At 43.1% G+C, this 21,090-nt stretch carries 19 protein-coding genes; 11 read left to right on the top strand and 8 right to left on the bottom strand.

Features of this window, described 5'->3' with window-relative positions:
* Positions 1-135 precede the first annotated feature (135 nt).
* Positions 136-591 carry a Dps family protein gene (locus ACDZ28_RS13245; protein ID WP_042124459.1) on the top strand — a complete coding sequence of 152 codons (456 nt, stop codon included), beginning with the start codon at positions 136-138 and terminating at the stop codon, positions 589-591.
* A gap of 81 nt (positions 592-672) precedes the next feature.
* Here the strand turns inward: ACDZ28_RS13245 and ACDZ28_RS13250 are convergent, their stop codons facing one another.
* Both ACDZ28_RS13250 and ACDZ28_RS13255 read right to left on the bottom strand, forming a co-directional pair.
* Positions 673-1,377, bottom strand: coding sequence for an AIM24 family protein (locus ACDZ28_RS13250; RefSeq protein ID WP_042124461.1), 705 nt, complete (start codon positions 1,375-1,377; stop codon positions 673-675).
* Between the two features lie 49 nt (positions 1,378-1,426).
* Complete coding sequence (locus ACDZ28_RS13255) at positions 1,427-1,894, bottom strand: hypothetical protein (RefSeq protein WP_375104892.1); 468 nt, start codon at positions 1,892-1,894, stop codon at positions 1,427-1,429.
* A gap of 226 nt (positions 1,895-2,120) precedes the next feature.
* Between ACDZ28_RS13255 and ACDZ28_RS13260 the strand changes: the two genes are divergently transcribed.
* The 5 genes from ACDZ28_RS13260 (at position 2,121) to modB (ending at position 6,575) form a co-directional block, all read left to right on the top strand.
* Positions 2,121-2,807 carry a M50 family metallopeptidase gene (locus ACDZ28_RS13260; protein WP_076119875.1) on the top strand — a complete coding sequence of 229 codons (687 nt, stop codon included), beginning with the start codon at positions 2,121-2,123 and terminating at the stop codon, positions 2,805-2,807.
* 192 nt (positions 2,808-2,999) lie between these two features.
* A complete protein-coding gene (locus ACDZ28_RS13265; RefSeq protein WP_042124468.1) occupies positions 3,000-3,686 on the top strand; it encodes a hypothetical protein in 687 nt (228 codons plus the stop codon).
* A gap of 198 nt (positions 3,687-3,884) precedes the next feature.
* On the top strand, positions 3,885-4,850 hold the full coding sequence (locus ACDZ28_RS13270; protein WP_042124470.1) for a YafY family protein: 966 nt from the start codon (positions 3,885-3,887) through the stop codon (positions 4,848-4,850).
* 239 nt (positions 4,851-5,089) lie between these two features.
* Entirely contained in the window at positions 5,090-5,878 is a 789-nt protein-coding gene (gene modA / locus ACDZ28_RS13275; RefSeq protein WP_339289392.1) for a molybdate ABC transporter substrate-binding protein, read from the top strand.
* A 34-nt stretch (positions 5,879-5,912) separates the two neighbouring features.
* A complete protein-coding gene (modB, locus tag ACDZ28_RS13280; protein WP_042185211.1) occupies positions 5,913-6,575 on the top strand; it encodes a molybdate ABC transporter permease subunit in 663 nt (220 codons plus the stop codon).
* A 123-nt stretch (positions 6,576-6,698) separates the two neighbouring features.
* Here modB and ACDZ28_RS13285 read toward each other — a convergent pair whose 3' ends face one another.
* From ACDZ28_RS13285 to ACDZ28_RS13300, 4 genes are all read right to left on the bottom strand, one after another.
* The gene (locus tag ACDZ28_RS13285) at positions 6,699-7,670 is read right to left on the bottom strand and encodes a substrate-binding domain-containing protein (protein WP_375104893.1); all 972 of its coding nucleotides are present in this window, start codon (positions 7,668-7,670) and stop codon (positions 6,699-6,701) included.
* A gap of 66 nt (positions 7,671-7,736) precedes the next feature.
* A complete protein-coding gene (locus ACDZ28_RS13290; protein WP_052414462.1) occupies positions 7,737-8,486 on the bottom strand; it encodes a polysaccharide deacetylase family protein in 750 nt (249 codons plus the stop codon).
* A gap of 52 nt (positions 8,487-8,538) precedes the next feature.
* The gene (locus tag ACDZ28_RS13295; protein ID WP_042124477.1) at positions 8,539-9,171 is read right to left on the bottom strand and encodes a class F sortase; all 633 of its coding nucleotides are present in this window, start codon (positions 9,169-9,171) and stop codon (positions 8,539-8,541) included.
* 42 nt (positions 9,172-9,213) lie between these two features.
* Positions 9,214-9,528, bottom strand: a complete 315-nt coding sequence (locus ACDZ28_RS13300) for a hypothetical protein (RefSeq protein WP_052414463.1) — start codon at positions 9,526-9,528, stop codon at positions 9,214-9,216.
* Between the two features lie 189 nt (positions 9,529-9,717).
* On the opposite strand from ACDZ28_RS13300, the gene ACDZ28_RS13305 reads away from it, so the two are divergent.
* Together ACDZ28_RS13305 and ACDZ28_RS13310 are read left to right on the top strand one after the other, a co-directional pair.
* The gene (locus ACDZ28_RS13305; protein WP_042124479.1) at positions 9,718-11,127 is read left to right on the top strand and encodes a deoxyguanosinetriphosphate triphosphohydrolase family protein; all 1,410 of its coding nucleotides are present in this window, start codon (positions 9,718-9,720) and stop codon (positions 11,125-11,127) included.
* 308 nt (positions 11,128-11,435) lie between these two features.
* Complete coding sequence (locus ACDZ28_RS13310; RefSeq protein ID WP_375104894.1) at positions 11,436-16,208, top strand: glycosyl hydrolase; 4,773 nt, start codon at positions 11,436-11,438, stop codon at positions 16,206-16,208.
* A 170-nt stretch (positions 16,209-16,378) separates the two neighbouring features.
* Here the strand turns inward: ACDZ28_RS13310 and ACDZ28_RS13315 are convergent, their stop codons facing one another.
* Complete coding sequence (locus tag ACDZ28_RS13315; protein ID WP_375104895.1) at positions 16,379-17,335, bottom strand: D-2-hydroxyacid dehydrogenase; 957 nt, start codon at positions 17,333-17,335, stop codon at positions 16,379-16,381.
* An 88-nt stretch (positions 17,336-17,423) separates the two neighbouring features.
* Here ACDZ28_RS13315 and thpR point away from each other — a divergent pair, with 88 nt between their 5' ends.
* The 3 genes from thpR to ACDZ28_RS13330 all read left to right on the top strand — a co-directional run bounded on the left by thpR (position 17,424) and on the right by ACDZ28_RS13330 (position 19,767).
* Positions 17,424-18,026, top strand: coding sequence for an RNA 2',3'-cyclic phosphodiesterase (gene thpR, locus ACDZ28_RS13320; RefSeq protein WP_339289399.1), 603 nt, complete (start codon positions 17,424-17,426; stop codon positions 18,024-18,026).
* 77 nt (positions 18,027-18,103) lie between these two features.
* On the top strand, positions 18,104-19,009 hold the full coding sequence (locus ACDZ28_RS13325) for a cell wall hydrolase (RefSeq protein WP_375104896.1): 906 nt from the start codon (positions 18,104-18,106) through the stop codon (positions 19,007-19,009).
* Between the two features lie 74 nt (positions 19,010-19,083).
* Positions 19,084-19,767 carry a metal-dependent hydrolase gene (locus ACDZ28_RS13330; protein ID WP_375104897.1) on the top strand — a complete coding sequence of 228 codons (684 nt, stop codon included), beginning with the start codon at positions 19,084-19,086 and terminating at the stop codon, positions 19,765-19,767.
* Between the two features lie 69 nt (positions 19,768-19,836).
* Here the strand turns inward: ACDZ28_RS13330 and ACDZ28_RS13335 are convergent, their stop codons facing one another.
* On the bottom strand, positions 19,837-21,024 hold the full coding sequence (locus ACDZ28_RS13335) for a glycosyltransferase (protein ID WP_076119887.1): 1,188 nt from the start codon (positions 21,022-21,024) through the stop codon (positions 19,837-19,839).
* Between the last annotated feature and the right edge of the window lie 66 nt (positions 21,025-21,090).

Here is a 21,090-nt window from a genome sequence, read left to right on the forward strand (position 1 = left end):
AGTTGTGCTAGAATCGGCACAATATATATAATCTCCAGAATAGTTGCAAAACGCAAAAGAGTGTGTTAAATTGTATATAGATTTAGAACGAGTCTAAATACAATTACAATAAATGAACCATAGGAGGTTTTATTAATGACAACACAACTAAAGAGCCATACTGAACTGCAAGCTGCATTGAACCGCCAAACCGCAAACTGGTTCCTGCTCGGAGTAAAACTTCATCATTATCACTGGTATGTTAGCGGATCTCAATTCTTTACACTGCATGAGAAGTTTGAAGAGTTATATAATGAAGCTGCAGGTTATGCGGATGATTTGGCTGAGCGTTTGCTTTCTATTGGTGGACAACCAGCCTCCACGATGAAGCAATATCTTGAACTGTCCGACCTACAAGAAGCACGCGGTGGCGAAGATGCTAAGGGTATGGTGCTCGAGCTCGTTAGAGACTTTAAGACGGTTGCTAAAGAACTGCAAGAAGCAATTGCAGCTGCAGAAGAACTAGGTGATCAACCAACTGCGGATCTGTTGATTGGCATCAGAAGCAGCATTGAGAAACATGCTTGGATGCTGAATGCTTTTATCGGTTAAGACAATATCCTTATAAGGGATAGAACATACAAAGAGCGCCTGCGTATCGTTAACGCATGGCGCTCTTTCTTTTGAATACTTCTATTTAATAAATACTCCACCAAATGGCACGGCTTCGCGCAGGAATCGTTTAATAATACCATCATCGTTATTATCTCTTTCAAATCGGCGATTCTGGCGTCCAGCTTGAAAAAGCACAGGTCCATGGCCCGTCATCTTCCAGTGATAACTCATATGCTGGCTAGCTAAATGGTTGCCGTAAACGGTAAGCTCCAGCTTCGCGTTCTCAGGATAGGCAATTATGCTGCCTGCATCCACATAGAGTGGATTGTACGGATGAAGCTCAGCTTCACAAACCGTTCCTTCAGTCAGTATGCCAATGATACCATTACCCGTAAATTTAACCTTCACAATATCTCTTGTAACGAGCACATTCTTCATACTCAGTACCCGTGTATTCATCGTAACTCCTTCACTGTAGAAGAAGAGATGTTTAAAGTCGTACAACAAATCGCTCTTACCATCAAGCTGTAGAATCTTTACCCGATAACCCGGTGGAAGGGCGGCGACAAAATGGCAAGGACCAGACATATCTGAACGAATTAACTTTTGCTTGCGATAGATGCCCTTCACATCCATAAATCTGTCTGCTCGTCCAGTGGCAGGCCCTTGATAAGCGATAATTTGCTGTGGGTGCAGCACATGAACCTCTTCCTTCTCCACGAGAGTGAAGGCTACGGCTTGTCCGCTCCCGCTGTCGCTTTCATCTTGGACATCGATGTTCATATTTCATCTCCCTCATGCTGTAGGCGTTAGCTTTACTAAATGTTCAAGATTAGCGCAGACGGTCTCCTTTTCTAGAACGGTGAAGCATGCTGAAACGGATAATCCGGATGAGTATAAAATACCCTAGAATCAGACCGATCCCCGTAAAAATAGTCACTTTAATTTTATGAAAATATTCTTCGCGTGCGGTCCGGTCATTTTGCAATGCATCAACCATCTGCGTCAGTTGGCGATTCTGTTCCTGCAGGGCTTCGTTCTGTGTCTGGTAGGCTTCCATTTCCTGCATGGTATTCGCAAGCTTATCTTTAGCTTGCTGTAGCTCTTCTGCTGTCTGCTGAAATCCTTCTTTCAATTCATTGACTTCGTTTGGAAGCTCAGAGAAACTTTTGAATCCATTATAGATATCACTGAATATATTTGCTTTTGCTGCTGGGGCTGGAAGTGCTATGGAAACGGTCAGCAGAAGCAGGAGCGAACATAACAGCTGTAGATATTTACGGTATTTATGTTGTTTCATCTATATAATCACCACCCGATTTAGGCCTTTTATTTCTTTTATTTTAACACAGCTTGACAGCTTCTGACAGCGTACGCTAAGCGTGAATGGTGTATCTAGTGTCAGTAATATTTGCCTGCTAGATACGATGTTGCACTTCCTTATAGAGCTCTATTTGGCGGAGTCTTCATGATTGAGAAGAGGGACTATTTATCGTATACTTTGGACGGGAAGGGGCTGCTGCGAAATGAATAAATGGCTTAAGACAATGTTATTTTTGGTCGGATCTGCTTTTTTGACGAGGTTGATTCCGTTCTCATCTTTGTTTCGGAATTTAGATACGATGATACATGAATTTGGTCATGCGCTGGTGACTTTACTGTTGTCAGGCAGTGTGCTGCGGATTGAGCTATACGCGGACCATAGCGGTGTCACTTATTCAGCTATTCAAGATGGAGGCAGAGCGATTCTGGTATCGCTGTCCGGTTATTTGCTGGCATCCTTATTCGCATTGCTGCTCTTCTATCTCTATAGTAAAGGACGGCATGATTGGGGCCTTATCTTGGCTACTACGGTTGCATTGATAATGCTGTTAATGTACGTTCGGGGAAGCTTCGGAATGACGTGGTTGAGTGGGTTTATTGCGCTGAACGTTTTAATGCTGGTGGTTTGGAAAAAGGCCAGCAAATTCTATTATCTGTTATTAGCTTTTTTGACCTTGGAAGAGTCTGTAATGGGGAGTTTATTTCTGGTATACGCGGCCGCTGTATCTCCTTCTCGCGCGGGAGATGCCAGTAATCTAGCAAGGATGACATCGGTGCCGGCCATATTTTGGGCGATCCTATTTTTTATGTTTTCTCTGCTTTGCGCCAAATGGGCGCTGGGCCTATTTTTTAAGCGAGAACGAGTGCAGCCTAAACTTCAGAGCCGTTAAAGAGAAAAAGCTTAAAATTTTCGTCATAAACAGACAAAAGGGGTTATTTTTGTGAGAGTCAGTCTACTTAGTATGTAGAATGGCTCTTTTTTTGTCGATAATATAGAACCGAACATACATTCCATGACATGGAGTTGTCCGCCAATATTGGTACATTAATAGAAGACCCAAAAAAAGAAAGAGGTGGAAAATATGATGGAAAGTATTCATCCTACATTTACGTGGGGTCAAGATCGTATTTTTGCAGGTGGCAATCGCGATGCTGTTTTGCTTGTCGAATGGAAAGGAAATATGCCTTCAGAACATAGCCGACCTATGAGCCATAAGGTGGTAGCACGTGATATTGAACTACAAGTTTGGCTTGAGCCGCATCTAACTTTTAAGCGCTGTTATGGATGTGAGATGGAGGCTGGAGAAGGTCATTCGCTCTTGCTTAAACTTGGCAAAATAAAAACAGGACAACGCAAATTCATAGGGCTGGAGTTCAGTACCTCTAGTTCTGTAGCCGGTAAATATGAGGCGCTCTCCCTACAATGGAAGTATAAAAAGCCAACTGTAGAGCGTGTTCGTGAACTCCCTGTGAAGGTGCTTGAGCTGGAGTACGCGCATCATACCCGCATTCTGAGCGATACTTGCTGCTTTTATGTTGAGAAGCATCTGGAACTGCTAAAGACGTCTGAAACGGTTGAGGAGGCTGCTGCGTTACGAAATAAAGGACAGTATAGTGAAGCTCGGGAGAAGCTCAATCGTCATGCGGATAAGCTTTTGCTGCTCGCGGTACGCTCTGGAGATCCTTTGCTGCTGAAAGAGGCTGAAATGTTGTATAAGCAGATAGGTTTCGAGCATCAGCTTCGTAGTAAAGCCGTTGGTGGTATTTAATATAGGACATGCTGATCGGGGATGCACATAAACGAAAAAAGACCTATACATAAATTGGATTTTCAAGCGGATTCGGCGGAAAATATTCAGAAGAATTGTAATATAAAATGTGGTAACATAGTAAAAAAGTTCTATCACAATTTACTTTTTTTCATAAAATAATGGGTCTATTTAACCATAAATCAAGGGGAACTGAATATGACAGACCGATTAATCCGACTGATGCGCATTATTACACTTGTTCAAGCCAAGCCAGGGATATTAGCCCGTGAATTGGCGGAACGCTGCGGCAACAGCGAGAGAACGATATACCGGGATATGGACGCGCTTAGCGCCATGCATATTCCCATAACCCACCTGGGGCATGGAAAAGGTTATGCTTTTATTGGGAATTTTGCACTCTATCCCTTGGATTGGTCGGAAGAAGAAGCAACCGCATTTTCGCAATTACGCTATATTATGAAAGATATAAAACCGGTACTACCTATAGATTTTGAAAGCGCGTATGAAAAAGTAGTCGCAGCTGAATATAAACGGAAGGCGGAAAGAGAAGAAACAATAGAACGTGCAAGAAGAGAAGTAGGGGTGGGGTGGGCAGAAAGGAACAGTTCGCAGATGGAACAACACTCTTTTCTTACTCCGATCCTGGAGGCTTTATTAAAGCAAAAGAGTATACAAGCGAATTATAGTGAAAATGCATTAGAAGAGAAAGGGATCACTATTGATCCTTATTGTCTGGTCCCGCTGGAAAGTCGTTTTCATCTCATAGGATTTTGTCATCGCCAGGGTGTTATTCGTACATATCATATCAACGATTTTTCTAATGTGAAGCCATTAAATCGTTTTTTTTCGAAGGAAGCATTTGATGTGCAAGCCTTTATGAAGCAGAAATGGTCACTCGATCGGGATAGTTTACAGGTAGAATTCAAAGTGAAATTCTCGGAACGGATAATGGAAGGAATTAAGAAGGACGAATTGCCTTTTAAGCCAAGTAAAGTGGATCGTCAAGCTAGATGCTTTCACTTTAAGGTTTCAGTGGAACAAGATATAGGATTTGTCCGCTGGATTAAGAGATTTGAAGAGGAAGCGGAAATCATTGAACCGTACTATTATCGTGAAGTAATCAGGCAGCAGTTGGAAAAATGGAGTTCGCACTATAAATAGTGATACGCTCATTTGACCTTCGTTCAATTCGAAAGATGGGGTGCTTGTGCAACCATTTAAATGGTTGCCGGAGGCATCCTTTTTTTGCGAGTAGGTCGAAGATGTAATCCTTTATAACTCTCTAATCATAACAATATATAACTAAACATAACTAAACACAACTCAATCTATAGAAAATCGAAAAAACGTATGCTAGAATAGCATCTACATATATACATATGAAAATGGGAGGAATGGAAATGTTTAAGAAATGGTCAATCCGGATCTTTGGCGCATTAGCAATTTTTTTGGTTGTGAATTTATCTGCGAGCGCAGTGGTAGAGGTAGAGGCAGCCGCCAAGAAGACAGAGATTATAGTATCGGCTGCAGCCAGCTTGCAGGATAGTTTAGATAAAATGGCGCTTCTCTATGAGAAGAAGCATCCCGATATTGATTTGGTCTTTAATTATGCTGCATCCGGCACATTACAGAAGCAGATTGAACAAGGTGCTCCGGCTGATCTATTCTTCTCTGCCGGGGATAAACAGATGAATGCGTTAGTGGATGCTGGACTGATCTCTGACCATAAGGTGCTGCTTAAGAATCAGTTGGTTCTGGTCGTCCCTTCGAATTCAAAAGCTTCATTAAATACGATCACTCAGCTTACGGACAAATCGTTTAAGAAGATAGCGGTAGGACAGCCTGAATCTGTACCCGCAGGTCAATACGCTCAGCAATCGTTAACTGCAAAGAAGGTATGGGATACGCTGCAGAACAAGCTTGTATTTGCAAAGGATGTCCGTCAGGTTCTTTCTTACGTCGAAACGGGGAATGTCGATGCAGGCTTTGTCTATAAGACAGATGCATTGACTTCAAAGAAGACGAAGATTGCTCTTACCGTGGGTCCGCATGTTCACAAAGCCATTAATTATCCGGCAGGTATCGTGAAGAATTCGAAGAATCAGAAGGAAGCTAAGGAATTTTACAGTTATCTTCAGAGCAAGGAAGCCAGTGATATTTTTACAAGCTATGGCTTCTTGCTTCCTTAATATGAAATCATGAGTAGAAGCGGGGTGAATAAGGATGGAAATAAACTGGACTGATTTCTTCGCCCCGGTATGGCTTTCCGTTAAAATATCAGTAATTACCAGTATTATTGTGTTCATTCTGGCAACAGCTGCAGCGAAGGCTATGGCAGGTCGGAAATTCCCAGGTTATAGCTTGGTCGAGACTGTAATGCTACTCCCTCTCGTATTGCCGCCGACCGTTGTAGGATTTGTTCTGTTGGTCGTCTTAGGTCGACGCAGCTGGATTGGTAGATGGTATGAACAGATGACGGAGCATACGATTCTCTTCACATGGGGGGCTGCGGTTATCGCCGCGGTTGTTGTAGCCTTTCCCCTCGTCTACCGCACGGTGAAGGCGGGCTTTGAAGGCGTGGAAGCAGATCTTGAAGATGCGGCGCGTGCACAGGGAGCGAGTGAACTACAGGTACTTCGATATGTCACATTGCCTCTTGCAGGTCGCTCACTAGCTGCAGGGTATGTGCTGGGTTTTGCCAGAGGGCTAGGAGAGTTCGGTGCTACGATCATGGTAGCTGGTAATATTCCTGGCCGTACGCAGACTGTTCCTACAGCGATCTATGTCGCGGTGGATGGCGGCAACATGACGCTTGCTTGGATGTGGGTGTGCTCCATCATTGTTATGTCTGCTGTGATGTTGATGTTTGTGAACCGGCGTACTTAATTTGCGGCGTGAGAAGTCGCTCCGCGAACTGTTGCTCCATCAATCATTAGAATAATAAAGGAGCTATTCTCCGGTAATTTGGAGAGTAGCTCCTTTGTACTTTTAACGGATGTACCCTTTTTATCAAGTCTCGTAAATAATCGTCCCTGTTTCAGTGAGATCGTATCCGTGAATGGACCCAAGCTCACTTTGAAAGGCTGGCGAGCGCAAAATATCAATTACGGCGGTGATCCACTGCTCATGCTCCGGTTTCTTTAGCATTACGAGATCATAACACTCTTGAATCAAGGGGATGAAATCAATGCCTTCGACAATTTTGGCAGCTTTTTCGGTACCGATGGCCACATCGGCTTCTCCTCGTGCCACTTTACCAGCGACCGCTAAATGGCTATTCTCTTCCTGCTCATATCCAGATAGGCTTGCAGCAGGAATGTCGTGCAATCGAAGCTGTTCATCCAATAACACGCGTGCGCCTGCGCCTCGTTCTCTATTGATCAGTGTAAGTCCATCCTGTTGGAGATGAGACCACTCATGGAGACCTCTAGGGTTTCCCTTTTGAACATATAGTCCTGCACTTCGAGTCAACAGACGGACTACAACATAAGGGAAGCCCACAAGTATTTTACGGATATAGGGAATGTTATATTCTCCAGTATCTCCGTCGAGCAGATGAGTACTGACGATGTCCGATTCTCCATGATACATGGCAATTAAACTATCGAGACTGCCCGCGTAGGAACGAAGAGGGCGCTCAGTAGGTAAGGAACGTTCCAAATATGTGGCTAGAATATCGAGTGACATATCCTGACCCGTAATCACGAGGCTATGTCCTGCAGCTTTACTGTTAACGTGGCCAGAATATGAGGCAACTTGAGTTAGATTCGCCCCAGCAAAAGTCAGTGGTAATTTCGATGGGGCAATGCCACTCCGGGTATTTTGTTTGTAAGCTTCTAAATCGGATTGATCGACTCGCATCTGTTTTCCTACACGGTAGGAGGGAAGCTCCCCTTTTTTGATCAGGTCATATACTTTTAATTTAGAGATCTTCAGTAAGCGGGCAATTTCCTCAGCCGTATAGGATGTATTATCAGACATGATAAAAGCCTCCAGAACTTCATAATAGGACAAGACTACCTTATTTTGAAGTCCTGTGCAATTAGGCTATTGTGGTTTACCCGCCTGCTGTGTGTTGGATAATTTGATCAATTCTGATACGGTGACAAATCGATAACCTTGCTTTTCTAATTCCGGTAAAATAATTTTAAGCGCTTCTCTGGTCTGAGATTGACCATGTACATGGTCATGAAACAGAACGATGTCGCCATTATGTGCATTTCGAATAACCTTATTCGCGATACTCTGAACCCCAGGGCGATTCCAGTCGCGTGTATCCTGATGCCAGGACCATAAAATAGGCTTTAATCCCATATTATTCGAAATATCAACTAGTGTCTCATCATACATTCCACCTGGAGGTCTGAACAAAGAGCTATGCTTTCCAGAGACCTTTATAATTTCTTCCTCAGTTAATTTCAGCTCTCGCTCAAACTGGGCCTTATTAATAGGTTTTCTAAAATAAACGTGATTGTAGGTATGGTTAGCTAATTCATGCCCTTCGGAAATGACTCGTTTCGCCACATCTGGATATGTTGCAATTCTTTTTCCAATAGCAAAAAAGGTGCATTTTGCATGATATTGACTCAATACCTTTAATATTTGATCGGTTTCAGAAGGGTCAGGACCGTCATCAAACGTCAATGCAATCACTTTTTGGTTAGTATGTACTTCCCAAATCATGTCTCCTCTTTTTTCGTAGTAGTCGCGGTTTTTACTTGGGCTACCTAGAGCAGAGTTCGTGAAGCATAACAAGAGAGAGAGGGTAGTCATCATAATTTTGCTGCTAGTTTTCATGAATTCACCTGTTTTTTTTATTTTAGAATGCTCCTTTGAATGGTCAAAATATTCATAGTTTCAGTTTTGCAAAGACAATCAGCCTTTTTTCATGTTCTTTCTTCTTTCTGCTATATCTGCCTGTGCAAGTAATAAGATTCATTCTAGCTTCAGTAGACTTTCCGAAAATTCGTTCCAAGGGTGCTTCAGCAGTATTGAAGATTTCTACAGACTCTACAATATAAGTTAGTTTTCGTCCGTCTGAATTAGAGACGGTAATTTCATCGCCATGCTTGAGCTTTTTGAGTTTGAAAAAGACAGCTGGACCTATATAACTGTCCACATGTCCGTCTATAATTACATTGCCCTTTGCACCTGGCAAAATTCCTGGGTATAGAATTCCGGCAATATTGGTGTCTGTAGGGACGTCCATTTGTCCATCAGAGAGCAAAGTAACCGGTTCTATTTTGGCGCTTACCTTAATCGCTGGAATGTTTAGCTGAGTAGGCATAATAGGTTTGGGTAATGATGGTTTAATATTAATATCATTCTTTCGAATAGCTGTAGTAGGAGTTATTATCATTTCTTGTTGCTTTGTTTGCAACGGCTTAGTTTCTGGACTGCTTTCCTGTGAGTGTGAGTCATTACAACTGGCAGTGGTTAAAGTGATGACAATCAAGATTAATGAATATATCCATTTTTTCATGTTTAAGAAAAGAAAGAGGGGATTCCCCCTCTTTCATCCTCCCTATTCAGTTTGTTCGCTAGCACCGCCGTGGCCTGTTTTTGGCATTTTAGTTGCTTTCATTTGAATGCTTTTAGTTTTAATGCTTTTTGCTTTTAAGCTCTTAGCCTTCATGCTCTTTGCATGAATTCCTTTAGTGGAGTGACTCTTCATATTCATTTTCTTTTCATGCATTTTATGTTCTTTTTCTTTCTTTATTTTCTCAGCATGTACTTTTTTCTCATGTTTCGTTTCGACTGGTGCAGCGGAAGCCGCAGAAGCAACGGATAGCATTAAGCAAGTGGATAAAAGAGCTACGGACAATTTCTTCATAATCATTTAGTGGATTCCTCCTAGATGTTTTTTCCCTACGAAGATTAATATCTCCATTTCAGTTGCTTTTAGATTGGTGGATTACTTCCATTGGAGTTTGGGATTGGCATAGCAATTGTATTTTGATGTGAAAATTGTTATGAAAATGCCTTATAATGAAGTTCAATATACAGACATTTGGTTAGGGGTGGGAATATGACACTTATTGAGAAAAGAGAACACCGGCAGTATCCGGAAATTACCCGCCTAGAAACGTCGAGAGCTGCTTATGAGCGTGATTACTCACGCTTGATTCATTCGCCTACTTTTCGTAGGCTGCAAGGCAAATCTCAAGTGTTCGGGGCTGGCACGGGTGATTATTACCGGACACGCCTAACTCATTCACTTGAAGTCGCACAAATTGCTCGAGAGGCAGCGAAAAGTCTGCTTAGATCTTACCCAGAGGTGGAGACAAGTAAGGCGGAGAATCCGGGGCTTGTTATAGATCCAGAGGTCGTAGAATGCGCGGCCATAGCACACGACTTTGGTCATCCGCCCTTCGGTCATAAAGGGGAAGAGGTGCTGGATAGCATACTGGAGCAGCTAATTGAAAAAAAGACGAATGAGGCTGCACAACAAGCTGGTGCAACTGGTGCTGATAAGTTGTTCATTCATGAGCAGATGAAGCAGCGCTATGAACATTTTGAAGGCAACGCTCATAACTTTCGATTGATTATGTTTCTAGAGAAGCGTGAGAACATTGATGGACTAAATCTGTCGGATGCCGTGCTCCTCGGAGTTAACAAATATCCTTTTCCCGGCACCTCGTTAAAAAAGGGGATGTACCTTCATGAGTGGGCATATATTTCGGAGATTCGCAAAGAGTGGGGAATCCCGGCAGGGAAGAAAACGTTGGAAGCTCAACTGATGGACCTTTGCGACGATATCGCCTATTCTGCACATGATTTGGAGGATGGAATTAAGGCTGGAAAGATTGAAGTGCATGAACACTTTATGCATGATTCCTATATTCAACGACTAATCGTGGAGAAGATCACAACGTTAGAGGATTTCTTTTGGAAGGGTTGGGAGGAGGAAGGTATTCGCGCTAAGGTTGAAGAGGTGCTTAGTTCATTTCTTAGAGTATGGATGGAAAAGATGCCAACTTGCGAGAATGACTATTCCAGAACTCGGCGTGAAGTTAAGGCTTATTGGGTAAGCACCTTTGTTGCAAGTTTAGGTGTGATTCCTGATGGAGACTGGAAGAAGGTCACCTTTATAAAGGAAGGAAAAGAAGATGAGGATATGCTGCGGACCGTAAGCGTGCTGAAAAGCTTTGCTTGGGTTACGATGATTCGTGATCTACGTGTGCAGCGGCTACAGAAGCGTAGTGAGTGGATTTTACGCCGTTTATGGGGAGCTTTTCTTGATCCGCAGACGTCCAAAGCCATTATTCCCTCAGATTGGCTGCAACGCTTCGAGAAAGATCAGAAACAAGCCAATCCCATCTGGACTTGGGAACATATGGTGATTGATTATATCGCAGGGATGACGGATGCCTTTGCTGAAAAAATATATAATGAGCTATATGGATTGAAAGTCGGATCGATTTATGATTTGGATTAAATAAAGGTGAAGATTAAAGCAGGTCTCCAATGAATTGGAGACCTGTTTTTTTGTCTTTTGGTGAACCATATATATTTTGTTAGTATTTTGTTATCTATTCTTTAAATGTATAAATGCCAATTAACCCGCTTAACGACTCTATTTTCTAACAAAACTATTATTTTTGTGAATAAGTTATTGTTAATATAGGTATTTGGTGCTAATATAATAACTAAATTGTTATTGGAAATAAATTGGGAGGTTGATAAAGAAGTCGAGTTTTGTACTTGAACAAAATGAAAACCTTTACAAAACAGGAGGTAAATTGAATGAAGAGGTTCAAAAAAAGCTTGATTCTATTTCTTACAGCAATAATGCTTGTTACAATGGCTGCACCTGCGTTAGCTAACGGAAAAACAAAAGAAAACCTCAAGACGCACTGGGCTGGAGAAAGTGTAGATAAGTGGCAAGGTAACGGTGTTGTTCAAGGTTATCCGGACGGTTCTTTTAAGCCGGATCATAAAGTTACGCGTGCTGAGCTTGTAAGTATCATTAATAAGCTATTTGGATTTAGCACTCTTTCGGAAACGTCATTCTCGGATGTGCCTGCTAAAGCTTGGTATGCAAGCGCTTTATCTATTGCGAAACAAGCTGGTTATTATAAAGGTTTTCCTGACAATAAAGCGAAAGCGGATGCTGAAGTCACTCGTCAAGATGCTGCAACATTACTTGCTTCTGTTTTTTCACTGGAGCCAGGGACTAAAGCGAGTACATTTGCAGATCAAGCATCCATCAGCGTTTATGCTAAAGATGCGATCGGGGCATTGAGCGGAATTCTATCCGGCTATCCAGACGGTACATTTCGTCCAAACGACTCGATTACAAGAGCAGAGGTAGTTACTATCGTGGACAGATTGGTTAGCGGCTACTACAATACAGCGGGTACATTCACTGGAGGAGATATCCAAGGGAATGTTGTCATTAACCGTAGTGGGGTTGAACTTAAGAATGCGGCTGTCTCAGGTAATCTTTATTTAACCTCCGGGATAGGTAATGGTGAGGGTGTTTTAGAGGATGCAACTGTGAAAGGTAATGTTTTTGTATCTGGTGGTGGAGAGCATTCGATTCATTTGAAAAACTCTAAATTGGCTTCTGTAAAAGTGAATCGTCCTGAAGGGAAAGTACGGGTCGTTGTAGATGGCGGGACAGTAATCACTCAGTTGACTATTGATAGCGTTTCTATTATAGAAGTAGGTTCAGGTTCTATAATTGATCAGCTTGTGATTGGTAGTGCTGCTACGGGAACATTGATTACAACTAAAGGTACCATTAGTAAGCTTGTAGTAGGTGCTTCCTCTGTTGTCTTGAATGGAGTGACTTTAGTAGCGGGAACATACACTGTGAAGGATGGAGTTCTTGTTGGACAAGGAACAAGCACGCCAGCACCTGGTGGCTCAGGGGGTACGGGTATAGCGCCTACAGCAACACCAGTACCGACGATTACTCCAGAACCTACGGCAACAGTTGCTCCAACGGCAACACCGGAAGCTGGAATTCATATCGTTGACGTTGATGCATCGGCCGCTACCAAATCGCTGTTTGCTTATCTGGACAGCATGAGCGGCAAACAGATCATGTTCGGGCATCAGCATGATACTACTGTCTCTTTTGCTGGTAAGGATAAGAATGGAAATGTTATTTCTGACGTATACAGCTCCACCGGTGATTATCCTGCAGTTTTTGGTTGGGATACACTTAGCTTAGATGGATATGAGAATCCTCCTGGAGTTAGCGGAGATTATGAAGCGAGTAGATTAGGACTATCCGCTGCCATGAAGCAGGCACATGATTTGGGTGGTATTGTGACGCTAAGTACACATCCTTATAACATGGTGACGGGTGGAGATTTTAAGGATACTAGTAATACTCCGGGAGCGAGTCATTCGGTGGTATCGCGTATATTGCCGGGCGGAGATAAGAATGGAGAGCTTAATAAATACCTCGATCGTATCGCTAATTTTGCCAATAATCTAAAAGATGATGAGGGCGACCTGATTCCGGTCCTGTTCCGACCTTTCCATGAACAAAACGGAGGTTGGTTCTGGTGGGGTGCGGCTACAACGACGAAGAGTGAATACGCGGAACTGTACAGATATACAGTTGAATACCTGCGCGATGTTAAGGGCGTTCATAACTTCCTTTATGTCTTCTCACCAAACGGATCTTTTAATGGAAATGAAAGTGAATATTTAACGACTTATCCAGGTGATCAGTTTGTTGATATTCTTGGAATGGACCAGTATGACAATAAGGAGAATGCCGGTTCGGAAGCTTTCCTGGGTGGTCTTGTTAAAGACCTTAAGATGATTTCTCAGCTTGCTCAAGACAAAGGTAAGATTGTTACCCTATCTGAATATGGTTATAGTGCTGCTGGTATGAAAACAACAGGCAATAATGAGCTGGAATGGTTCACTAAAGTATTAAATGCGATCAAGGCTGACCCTGATGCGGCAAAAATATCGTATATGCTGACTTGGGCAAACTTCGGTGAAGGTAATAATCTGTATGTTCCTTATAAGAGTGTTCCTAACAAAGCAGATCATGAGTTGCTTCCCGATTTTGTGAATTTCTATAAAGATGATTTCACGGCATTTGCGAGTGATGTGAAGGATGATAATAAGTACAATCTCGAGGTTGAAGTAGCAGGAAAGAAACCTTTCATGCACGTCGTAACTCCAAATAATATCAGTACAATAACAGATGCCGTAACCGTCATTCGGGCCAAGGTATTAAATGCAGTGCCTAGCAAAGTGACTTATACTGTGGCTGATTCTGGAGTAGAGGTGGAAATGACGCTAGGTGCGGATGGTTACTATAGCGCTTCATGGCAGCCAGACGCTGGTCTCAACGGCAGTTCAACTGAGATTACAGTGAGAGCATACGGAACCGGAGATGCTACTCTTACGCAAACTAACTCCGTATTCTTAAAAATCAAAGAAGTGCCAATAAAAGTGATTACTTTTGATACGGAGAAGGATTTGGAGCAAATCCAAAACAATGGTACTTGGTCTGGGCTTACAAATAACGCAGAAACGATCAAGACTGTATTACAACATGCGTCACTTGATGCTGACGGTAAGCTCGTTATTAACATTACAGAAGGGCTATCCGCCGAGGATACTTGGCAGGAATTGAAGCTACAATTGAATGATCTGGCGCTGGATGGAGTAGATCTCTCCCAAGTTACACGTGTGAAGTTCACAGTGTTGATTCCGGAGACTGCACAAAATGGCGCTAACAATGCTGCGGTACGCAGTGTGATTCAGTTGCCGCCAGATTGGGATACGAAGTATGGCATGGACTCATCCTATAAATCTTTGTCCGATTTAGAGAAAGTTATCGTAGATGGAACACAATATTATAAATTTGATGTTTCGATTGATCTGGATAATGCCGCTAAATCAGCGGAAGCGACAGGACTAGCAATATCTATTGTTGGCAGTGGTTTGGAAGTCGAAGGTGAATTGCCAATCTACGTAGATCAAATCGGTCTTTATAATACGTATACTGCTCCTGTTGCTGATAAGGCGCTGGTGGATAATTTTGAAGCTTATGGCTCCAGTAATGAAGCTTTAGCAGCGAAATATCCTAAGGCTGGTGGAGATGATGTGAGCGTATCTTTAAGCACTGAGCATAAAGCATCCGGGGATTACGGGATGCAGTTGCACTATACGATTAATAATGCAGGTTATACCGGAGTAGGTAAAAGTCTTGGTTCATTGGACTGGTCCGACTATAATGCACTCAGTATGTGGGTAGCTTCTGATGGAGACAACGCTTATGCTGAGAAAGGTGAGCCGCTTAAGCTAGTAGTACAGCTTGTCATTGATGGAGGATATTTCGAAGCTTATCCGGTCATTAATCCTGACAAGAACGGTAAAATAGTACTAAGTCTGAAGAATTTGACTGAGATGAGCTGGGGAAAAGCCGGAGAGCTTACTCAGGAAAGACTGAAGCAAGTTCAGAGCTTCAATTTGTATGTGAATGCGATGGACGGACAGAGCCACGAAGGTTCGCTTTACTTTGATGATATTCAAGCGGTTTATGATGGGACACTTCCGGATATGTCGGAAGAAGGAAATGGAGGCTCACAGGGACATGCGCCTGGCGTGTTATACGCCTTCACTAAACAATCTGATATTGCAGGATGGGTTATAGACCACTCGTCTGCCAATGCTCAGCTTCCAGTATTTGATGCCAATGAAGAAGCGGTAGGCGTACAATTCGATTTGATTAATACCGGTAATAATGCAAATGGCAGCTCCAAAGAATCCTTTGAACTTGCTATTAATCCTGAGAAGCTAAATATCACAGGGTTGGATTCAATCAGTGCTAAGATTAAGCTTTCGGGTGGTACAGCTAAAGCGCGTCTGTTCATCAAGACAGGTGCGGACTGGAAATGGACCGATAGTGGCAATCCTGTTCTTGTAGATTCAACGGGTTATACGACATTATCTATCTCACTACCGACCGCAGGAGTAGACTTGGCTGCTGTGAAGACGATTGGGATTATCATTGAAGAAGTTTCCAATGATGGAGGAACTTCGAATCTATATCTGAAGGAAGTATCTCTGGAGAAAGCTGTCCCAGCTGTTCATTATGGCTTCGAAACAGGAAATGAAGGCTGGTCCTTGAATTCTGGTTCAGCTACAGTATCTTCTGATGTGTATGCGGAAGGGAAGCAATCTTTGAAACTTGATTTCACGTGGAACGGAGAGGATAAAGATCCTTTTATAGCAGTCTCAAAAGCAGCTGCTCTTGATCTGAGCTCATTCTCTAAGCTTGCTGCTAAAATTAGAATCGTCTCCGATCATCCTGACGTACAAGCTAAGCTGTATCTTCAATTAGGAGGCTATGCAGTATGGGTAGATTCGGGTGCTAAGATAGCTTCTCAAGATGGATTCACGGAGTTCACAATTGATCTCAGCAATCTATCTCTTGAAAATTTGAAAAAAGTAGACGCTATTGGCATTCAGTTTGTTACACCTTCTACAGCTGGTACGGCTACAGCTTATATTGACGAGATTATAGCTTCTAAATAAGAGCACTGCGATTAATGTGTGAAATAAGGGTCCCTGCTATCCATTAGGATTGTCCTAATGGATAGCAGGGACTGTTTCGTATGGTTAGTTTATAGCTAAGCTCTCTTTAAGTGTGATCCCAGGATTTTTTTCATTATAGAACAAGTGTTCTTAAAAATCAAATGTTAAATTTAATATTGGCGGGCATAATCAACGAGATTCAGGGATGGAGTGCCAGTAGATAAATAGGAATTCATATTTTCGGTAAAAATATTTACGATCCGATTAGCGTATTGATCGGTTACGCCAGCGGAATGAGGAGTGATGACTACCTGGTCCATAGTCCAAAGCGGATGATCCTGCGGAAGCGGTTCGGTTTCGAATACATCTAATCCGGCACCTCTAAGCTGCCCGCGGTTCAGTGCATCAATTAGAGCCTCAGTATCCGTAGTTGCACCACGTCCAACGTTAATGTAGTAGGAGCCTTGTTTGAAGGCAGAGAAGATTGCAGTATCGAATAAATGCTTAGTTTCATCGGTAATTGGGAGTATATTGATAATAAAGTCACCTTGGCTCACAGCTTCTGGCAGGTGGTCCGTGGTATACACTTGATCAAAATCAGCGAGTGGCTTGCCTGAGCGACTTACTCCGATCGTCTTCATCCGGAAAGCTTTAGCAATTCTGGCTGTTTCGCTGCCGATGGCTCCAGTCCCGACAATAACGGCTGTCTTACCGAATAACTCACTTTCACTGCCGTCAGAATTCCAGTAGCGGTTCATCTGATTACGAACAGCTGTATGCAAATTACGCGTGAAGAGAAGCATGAAGCCGAAGATTACCGCAGAAATAGGTTCGGCGTGCACTCCGCTCCCGCTAGTTAACAGGATTCCACGTTCCTTAAAACGCTCCAGCGGAAGCTTCTCAATTCCTGCAGACCAGGATTGAACCCAGCGAAGGGGAGAAGCTGGACGAAGAAGGGTATCGGCGATGCCTTTGCCCCAACCGATTACGATTTCAGCATCAGCGAGCAGCTGCAAATCCGGATTTTTCCCGTCTCCTTGAGTGAATGTATAACCGGGTGCTGCTGCTTTGACCCTTTCTTGTTGCTCGGCGGTAAGTGGTTGTAAACATACTATGGACTTAGTCATGATGTATTCCTCCTGCTCTACGGTTTGATGAAAATGGATAATGTTATAGGATAAGGATACCAAATCTATAGGAGAAGGTGAAATTGATATGAACGCTAACGTGTCGGATAAAGATTCAGAACGGTTGTTTATTGCTGTGAAATTACCCTCAGCACTTCAACAAGTTTTGGCGGAAGAGTGCTCTAAACTATCTCAAGAGTTTCATTTTGCAAAATGGACTCATCCAGCGGATTATCATATTACCCTGCAATTTTTGGGAGACACTCCAAAGACGAAGATCCCGGATTTAATCATGGCGTTGAAGCAGATGGCAGGGCAATGCCGCCCCTTTAAACTATCCTTGGACAAATGGAATACATTTGGTCTTCCAAAGGCTCCAAGAGTGTTATGGGTAGGGGTTTCTGGCGAATTAGAGGAGCTGAATTTACTAGCTGAGAGAGTACACACTGCGACACTTCCATTAGGATTTTCAGCCGAATCTAGGGAGTACAAACCGCATCTCACAGTGGCACGAAAGTACCTTGGAAAAATTTCATTTGATGATAAATTGCTGGAAAACTTACTGAAATTGGATGATGAAAAAAGATCAGAAATCTTTCATAGAGACTGGACGATTGATAGTTTTGTGTTGTATGCTACCAGAATGTATGCCATTCCTATGTATGAAATGATTGAAAATATTACATTTTAAAATCAGTTTTTTAGTTTTCAAAGCTTCCGTTTTCGGTTACATACAATAGGAATGTGCCGTGAAATAGGAGGAATATCATGTTAATCTTTAAACAAAACCGCTATATCGCGTTGCTTGTTGGCGTTATACTAGTGTGTTTCTCTGCCATAAGCTTAATGCAACCTAACCAGGTTGCCGAGGGGAAAATAGATAGTGTGCAGATGGATAAGTTGCAATCCACCAGCCGAGCATCGATAATTAGTTATTTGCAAGAAGAATCAAAAGCTAGTAAGACGAGGGGCACTAATAAAGTTTCACAAACGAATAAGCTTTATAACACAGTTAACCTGTTCAGTTCCGCTTGGAAACCAGAGCAGGGTGTAGAATGGCTTAGTAAGAATAAAATAAAGCTACAAAATACATCGCAAGCTTCCATAGTTCGGGTAAAGGCTGATGTAGTACAATCTAGTCCAACTGCGCAGAAAGCGACGCAATTGGCGGAAACAGCAACAAAGAGTGCTCAGACTGTAGTTAAGACAGCCTCAGCATCTCAGAAAAACCCCCTCACAACATTGTACTTCTCTCGGACCGAGCTATTAAGCCAGGAGCAGCAAAGTAAAGCAACCCGGCGCTACGCAGTATCCGAAGAAGAACTGCTTCTGCTACAAAAAATTGTAATGGCAGAGGCGGAAGGTGAACCGTACCAGGGCAAGGTGGCAGTTGCCAACGTTGTTCTGAATAGGCTACGGTCAGCCAATTTCCCCGACACGATATATAAGGTCATTTATCAAAAGCACCAGTTCAGTCCTGTAGCTAACGGGCGTCTTAAACGTGTGAAGCCTAATGATGATAGTATTAAAGCGGTGAACGCTGCGCTTTCTGGCGTGAAAGAAGTTCCCGATGATACTTATTTTTTCCTATCACTTAAGCTTGCGGAGGATCTTACCGTGCATCATTCACAGGAGTATGTTAAGACCATTGGCAATCATACTTTTTATAAATAAATGACCGATTCTGTGAACCTCAGCTATTTATAGGGTAAACTAGACTATATAACCCTGGAGGTGGAACAATTGTCATGAAGATCACTTATTACGGACACTCAGCACTGCTGGTAGAGACAGAGCAAGCGAAAGTTATTATTGACCCTTTTTTGTCAGGAAATCCGAACTCCGGTATTTCACCTGATGACATTACTGTAGATGCTGTTCTGCTGACACACGGTCACTCTGATCATTTTGGAGATGCTGTGCAAATTGCCAAACAGAATGATTGTCCGATCTTTGCTGTTTTTGAGCTTGCAGAATACTGTCGAATGAAGGGTGCCAAGGTTAAACATATGAATATAGGTGGCAGTCATATTTATGGTGCCATTACCGTTAAATATACTCAGGCGTTTCATTCCTCATCGATTCAGGAAGGCGACCTTTGGATTTATGCTGGACAGCCCGCTGGGATTTTATTGACGATAGAGGAGAAGACGGTATTCCATGCAGGTGATACTGCACTGTTCAGCGATCTGCGTCTGATTGGTGAGAGAACTGCGATTGACTTGGCAGCTCTGCCAATAGGCGATATGCTGACCATGGGACCGGATGATGCGCTCCTTGCTGCACGCTGGCTGCGAGCAGATAAGGTCATACCGCTTCATTACAATACATTTCCGGATATTGCTCAGGATGCTGTGGGTTTTTGTGATCGGCTGCGTCAAGAAGGGGTAGAAGGATTCCCGCTTAAAGCTGGCGAAGGTATAGAAATATAGTAAATCCAGATTACATGTTAACACAAAAAAAGCAGGTATCTAGGGAGTTCCCCGGTTACCTGCTTTTCTTTATGGTGTAATACACACAGCTTCTTCGCCTCGGGCTTGAGCTCTTGCCCCTCTGATGTCAGCTGTTTTGTCTACCGGATTGCCTAACATCTGCAGAACAGTAGTCGCGCAGGTTTGCGGCTGATGCTTATCTGGAGCAAGACGGCGTTTACGCTGCTCTTCGAGAACAGAATACTCATGGAGCATCATAGAGAACCATTTGTCCACTACTTCAGAGTCGAGCACCTCTGCTAGTCCTAGCTCTACGAAATATTGGCAGTTTTTCTCTTCCTGGCCTGGAATAGCTTTATAGAAGAGCATTGGAATTCCCTTCGCCTGACCTTCCGTACAGGTCATGCCTCCAGGCTTTGTGATCAGTAGGTCGGAAGCATCCATCAGTTTATTGATTTCACTGGTGTATCCAAGAATCCTGACGTTAGGATGATTGAGTCTTGGATTGGACTTCATTTTGGCTATAAGCTTCTCGTTGCTACCCATACAAAAGATAAGCTGGATGTTATCCATTCTAGCTGTGAGTGAATTCATAATCTCTTTGCCGAACATCAGTCCCCAGCCTCCACCCATTATGAGTACAGTAGGGATATCTGCTAGACCTAGTTCCTTACGGAGCTGCGTCTTGTTGGAACGTTCCCAGAACTTCGGATGCACTGGAATGCCGGTGACTGTTACAAGCTCTGGAGCGATCCCACGGCCTGTCAGAATAGATTTGACGCGCGGGGTAGAGACGAGATATCGGTTGACCTCGGAATTTACCCAGCTACCGTGTGCATCATAATCTGTAATTAACGTATACAGCGGTACCTCCAATCCGCGACGCTTTAGTCTGGAAATGACAGCGGCTGGAATGGGGTGGGTGCAAATAATCAAATCAGGCTTTAGCTGCTCGATTACTTGTGAGGCATGTGTATAAAAAATCCGGTGAAGTGCCATCTTAGTCAACGGGTTCAATGATTTATGATATTGTGTCTTATACATCATGCCGACCAGCTTGGGCTGGCTGCTAACTGTTTTTCGGTAAGCGGAAAGAATCCATGGGGCGACCATCGGGTTAAGAAATTTACCTAGCTCGATGACTCGGCACTGGACATCCGGATTCAGTAGCTTTATCCCTTCGGCCAGAGCATAGGCTGCTCCTGTGTGGCCCGTACCGAAGCCTTCCGAAAACAGCAGTACTCTTTTCTTTCGCATAAGTTCACCTGCTACTTTCCTTTTCAATAGAAATGCGGAATTTCTTCTAACATAGATTAGGGAAAA

The sequence above is a fragment of the Paenibacillus sp. RS8 genome (assembly GCF_041956825.1).
Taxonomy (GTDB): domain Bacteria; phylum Bacillota; class Bacilli; order Paenibacillales; family Paenibacillaceae; genus Paenibacillus_AQ.

Excerpts from the sequence above, each read along its gene's own strand:
- ACDZ28_RS13250 (WP_042124461.1), bottom strand. The coding sequence starts at position 1,377 with ATGAACATCGATGTCCAAGATGAAAGCGACAGCGGGAGCGGACAAGCC.
- ACDZ28_RS13295 (WP_042124477.1), bottom strand. The coding sequence starts at position 9,171 with ATGAAAAAATGGATATATTCATTAATCTTGATTGTCATCACTTTAACC.
- modA (WP_339289392.1), top strand. The coding sequence starts at position 5,090 with ATGTTTAAGAAATGGTCAATCCGGATCTTTGGCGCATTAGCAATTTTT.
- ACDZ28_RS13265 (WP_042124468.1), top strand. The coding sequence starts at position 3,000 with ATGATGGAAAGTATTCATCCTACATTTACGTGGGGTCAAGATCGTATT.
- thpR (WP_339289399.1), top strand. The coding sequence starts at position 17,424 with ATGAACGCTAACGTGTCGGATAAAGATTCAGAACGGTTGTTTATTGCT.
- ACDZ28_RS13315 (WP_375104895.1), bottom strand. The coding sequence starts at position 17,335 with ATGACTAAGTCCATAGTATGTTTACAACCACTTACCGCCGAGCAACAA.
- ACDZ28_RS13305 (WP_042124479.1), top strand. The coding sequence starts at position 9,718 with ATGACACTTATTGAGAAAAGAGAACACCGGCAGTATCCGGAAATTACC.
- modB (WP_042185211.1), top strand. The coding sequence starts at position 5,913 with ATGGAAATAAACTGGACTGATTTCTTCGCCCCGGTATGGCTTTCCGTT.
- ACDZ28_RS13270 (WP_042124470.1), top strand. The coding sequence starts at position 3,885 with ATGACAGACCGATTAATCCGACTGATGCGCATTATTACACTTGTTCAA.
- ACDZ28_RS13260 (WP_076119875.1), top strand. The coding sequence starts at position 2,121 with ATGAATAAATGGCTTAAGACAATGTTATTTTTGGTCGGATCTGCTTTT.
- ACDZ28_RS13245 (WP_042124459.1), top strand. The coding sequence starts at position 136 with ATGACAACACAACTAAAGAGCCATACTGAACTGCAAGCTGCATTGAAC.
- ACDZ28_RS13335 (WP_076119887.1), bottom strand. The coding sequence starts at position 21,024 with ATGCGAAAGAAAAGAGTACTGCTGTTTTCGGAAGGCTTCGGTACGGGC.
- ACDZ28_RS13325 (WP_375104896.1), top strand. The coding sequence starts at position 18,104 with ATGTTAATCTTTAAACAAAACCGCTATATCGCGTTGCTTGTTGGCGTT.
- ACDZ28_RS13310 (WP_375104894.1), top strand. The coding sequence starts at position 11,436 with ATGAAGAGGTTCAAAAAAAGCTTGATTCTATTTCTTACAGCAATAATG.
- ACDZ28_RS13255 (WP_375104892.1), bottom strand. The coding sequence starts at position 1,894 with ATGAAACAACATAAATACCGTAAATATCTACAGCTGTTATGTTCGCTC.
- ACDZ28_RS13330 (WP_375104897.1), top strand. The coding sequence starts at position 19,084 with ATGAAGATCACTTATTACGGACACTCAGCACTGCTGGTAGAGACAGAG.
- ACDZ28_RS13290 (WP_052414462.1), bottom strand. The coding sequence starts at position 8,486 with ATGAAAACTAGCAGCAAAATTATGATGACTACCCTCTCTCTCTTGTTA.
- ACDZ28_RS13285 (WP_375104893.1), bottom strand. The coding sequence starts at position 7,670 with ATGTCTGATAATACATCCTATACGGCTGAGGAAATTGCCCGCTTACTG.
- ACDZ28_RS13300 (WP_052414463.1), bottom strand. The coding sequence starts at position 9,528 with ATGATTATGAAGAAATTGTCCGTAGCTCTTTTATCCACTTGCTTAATG.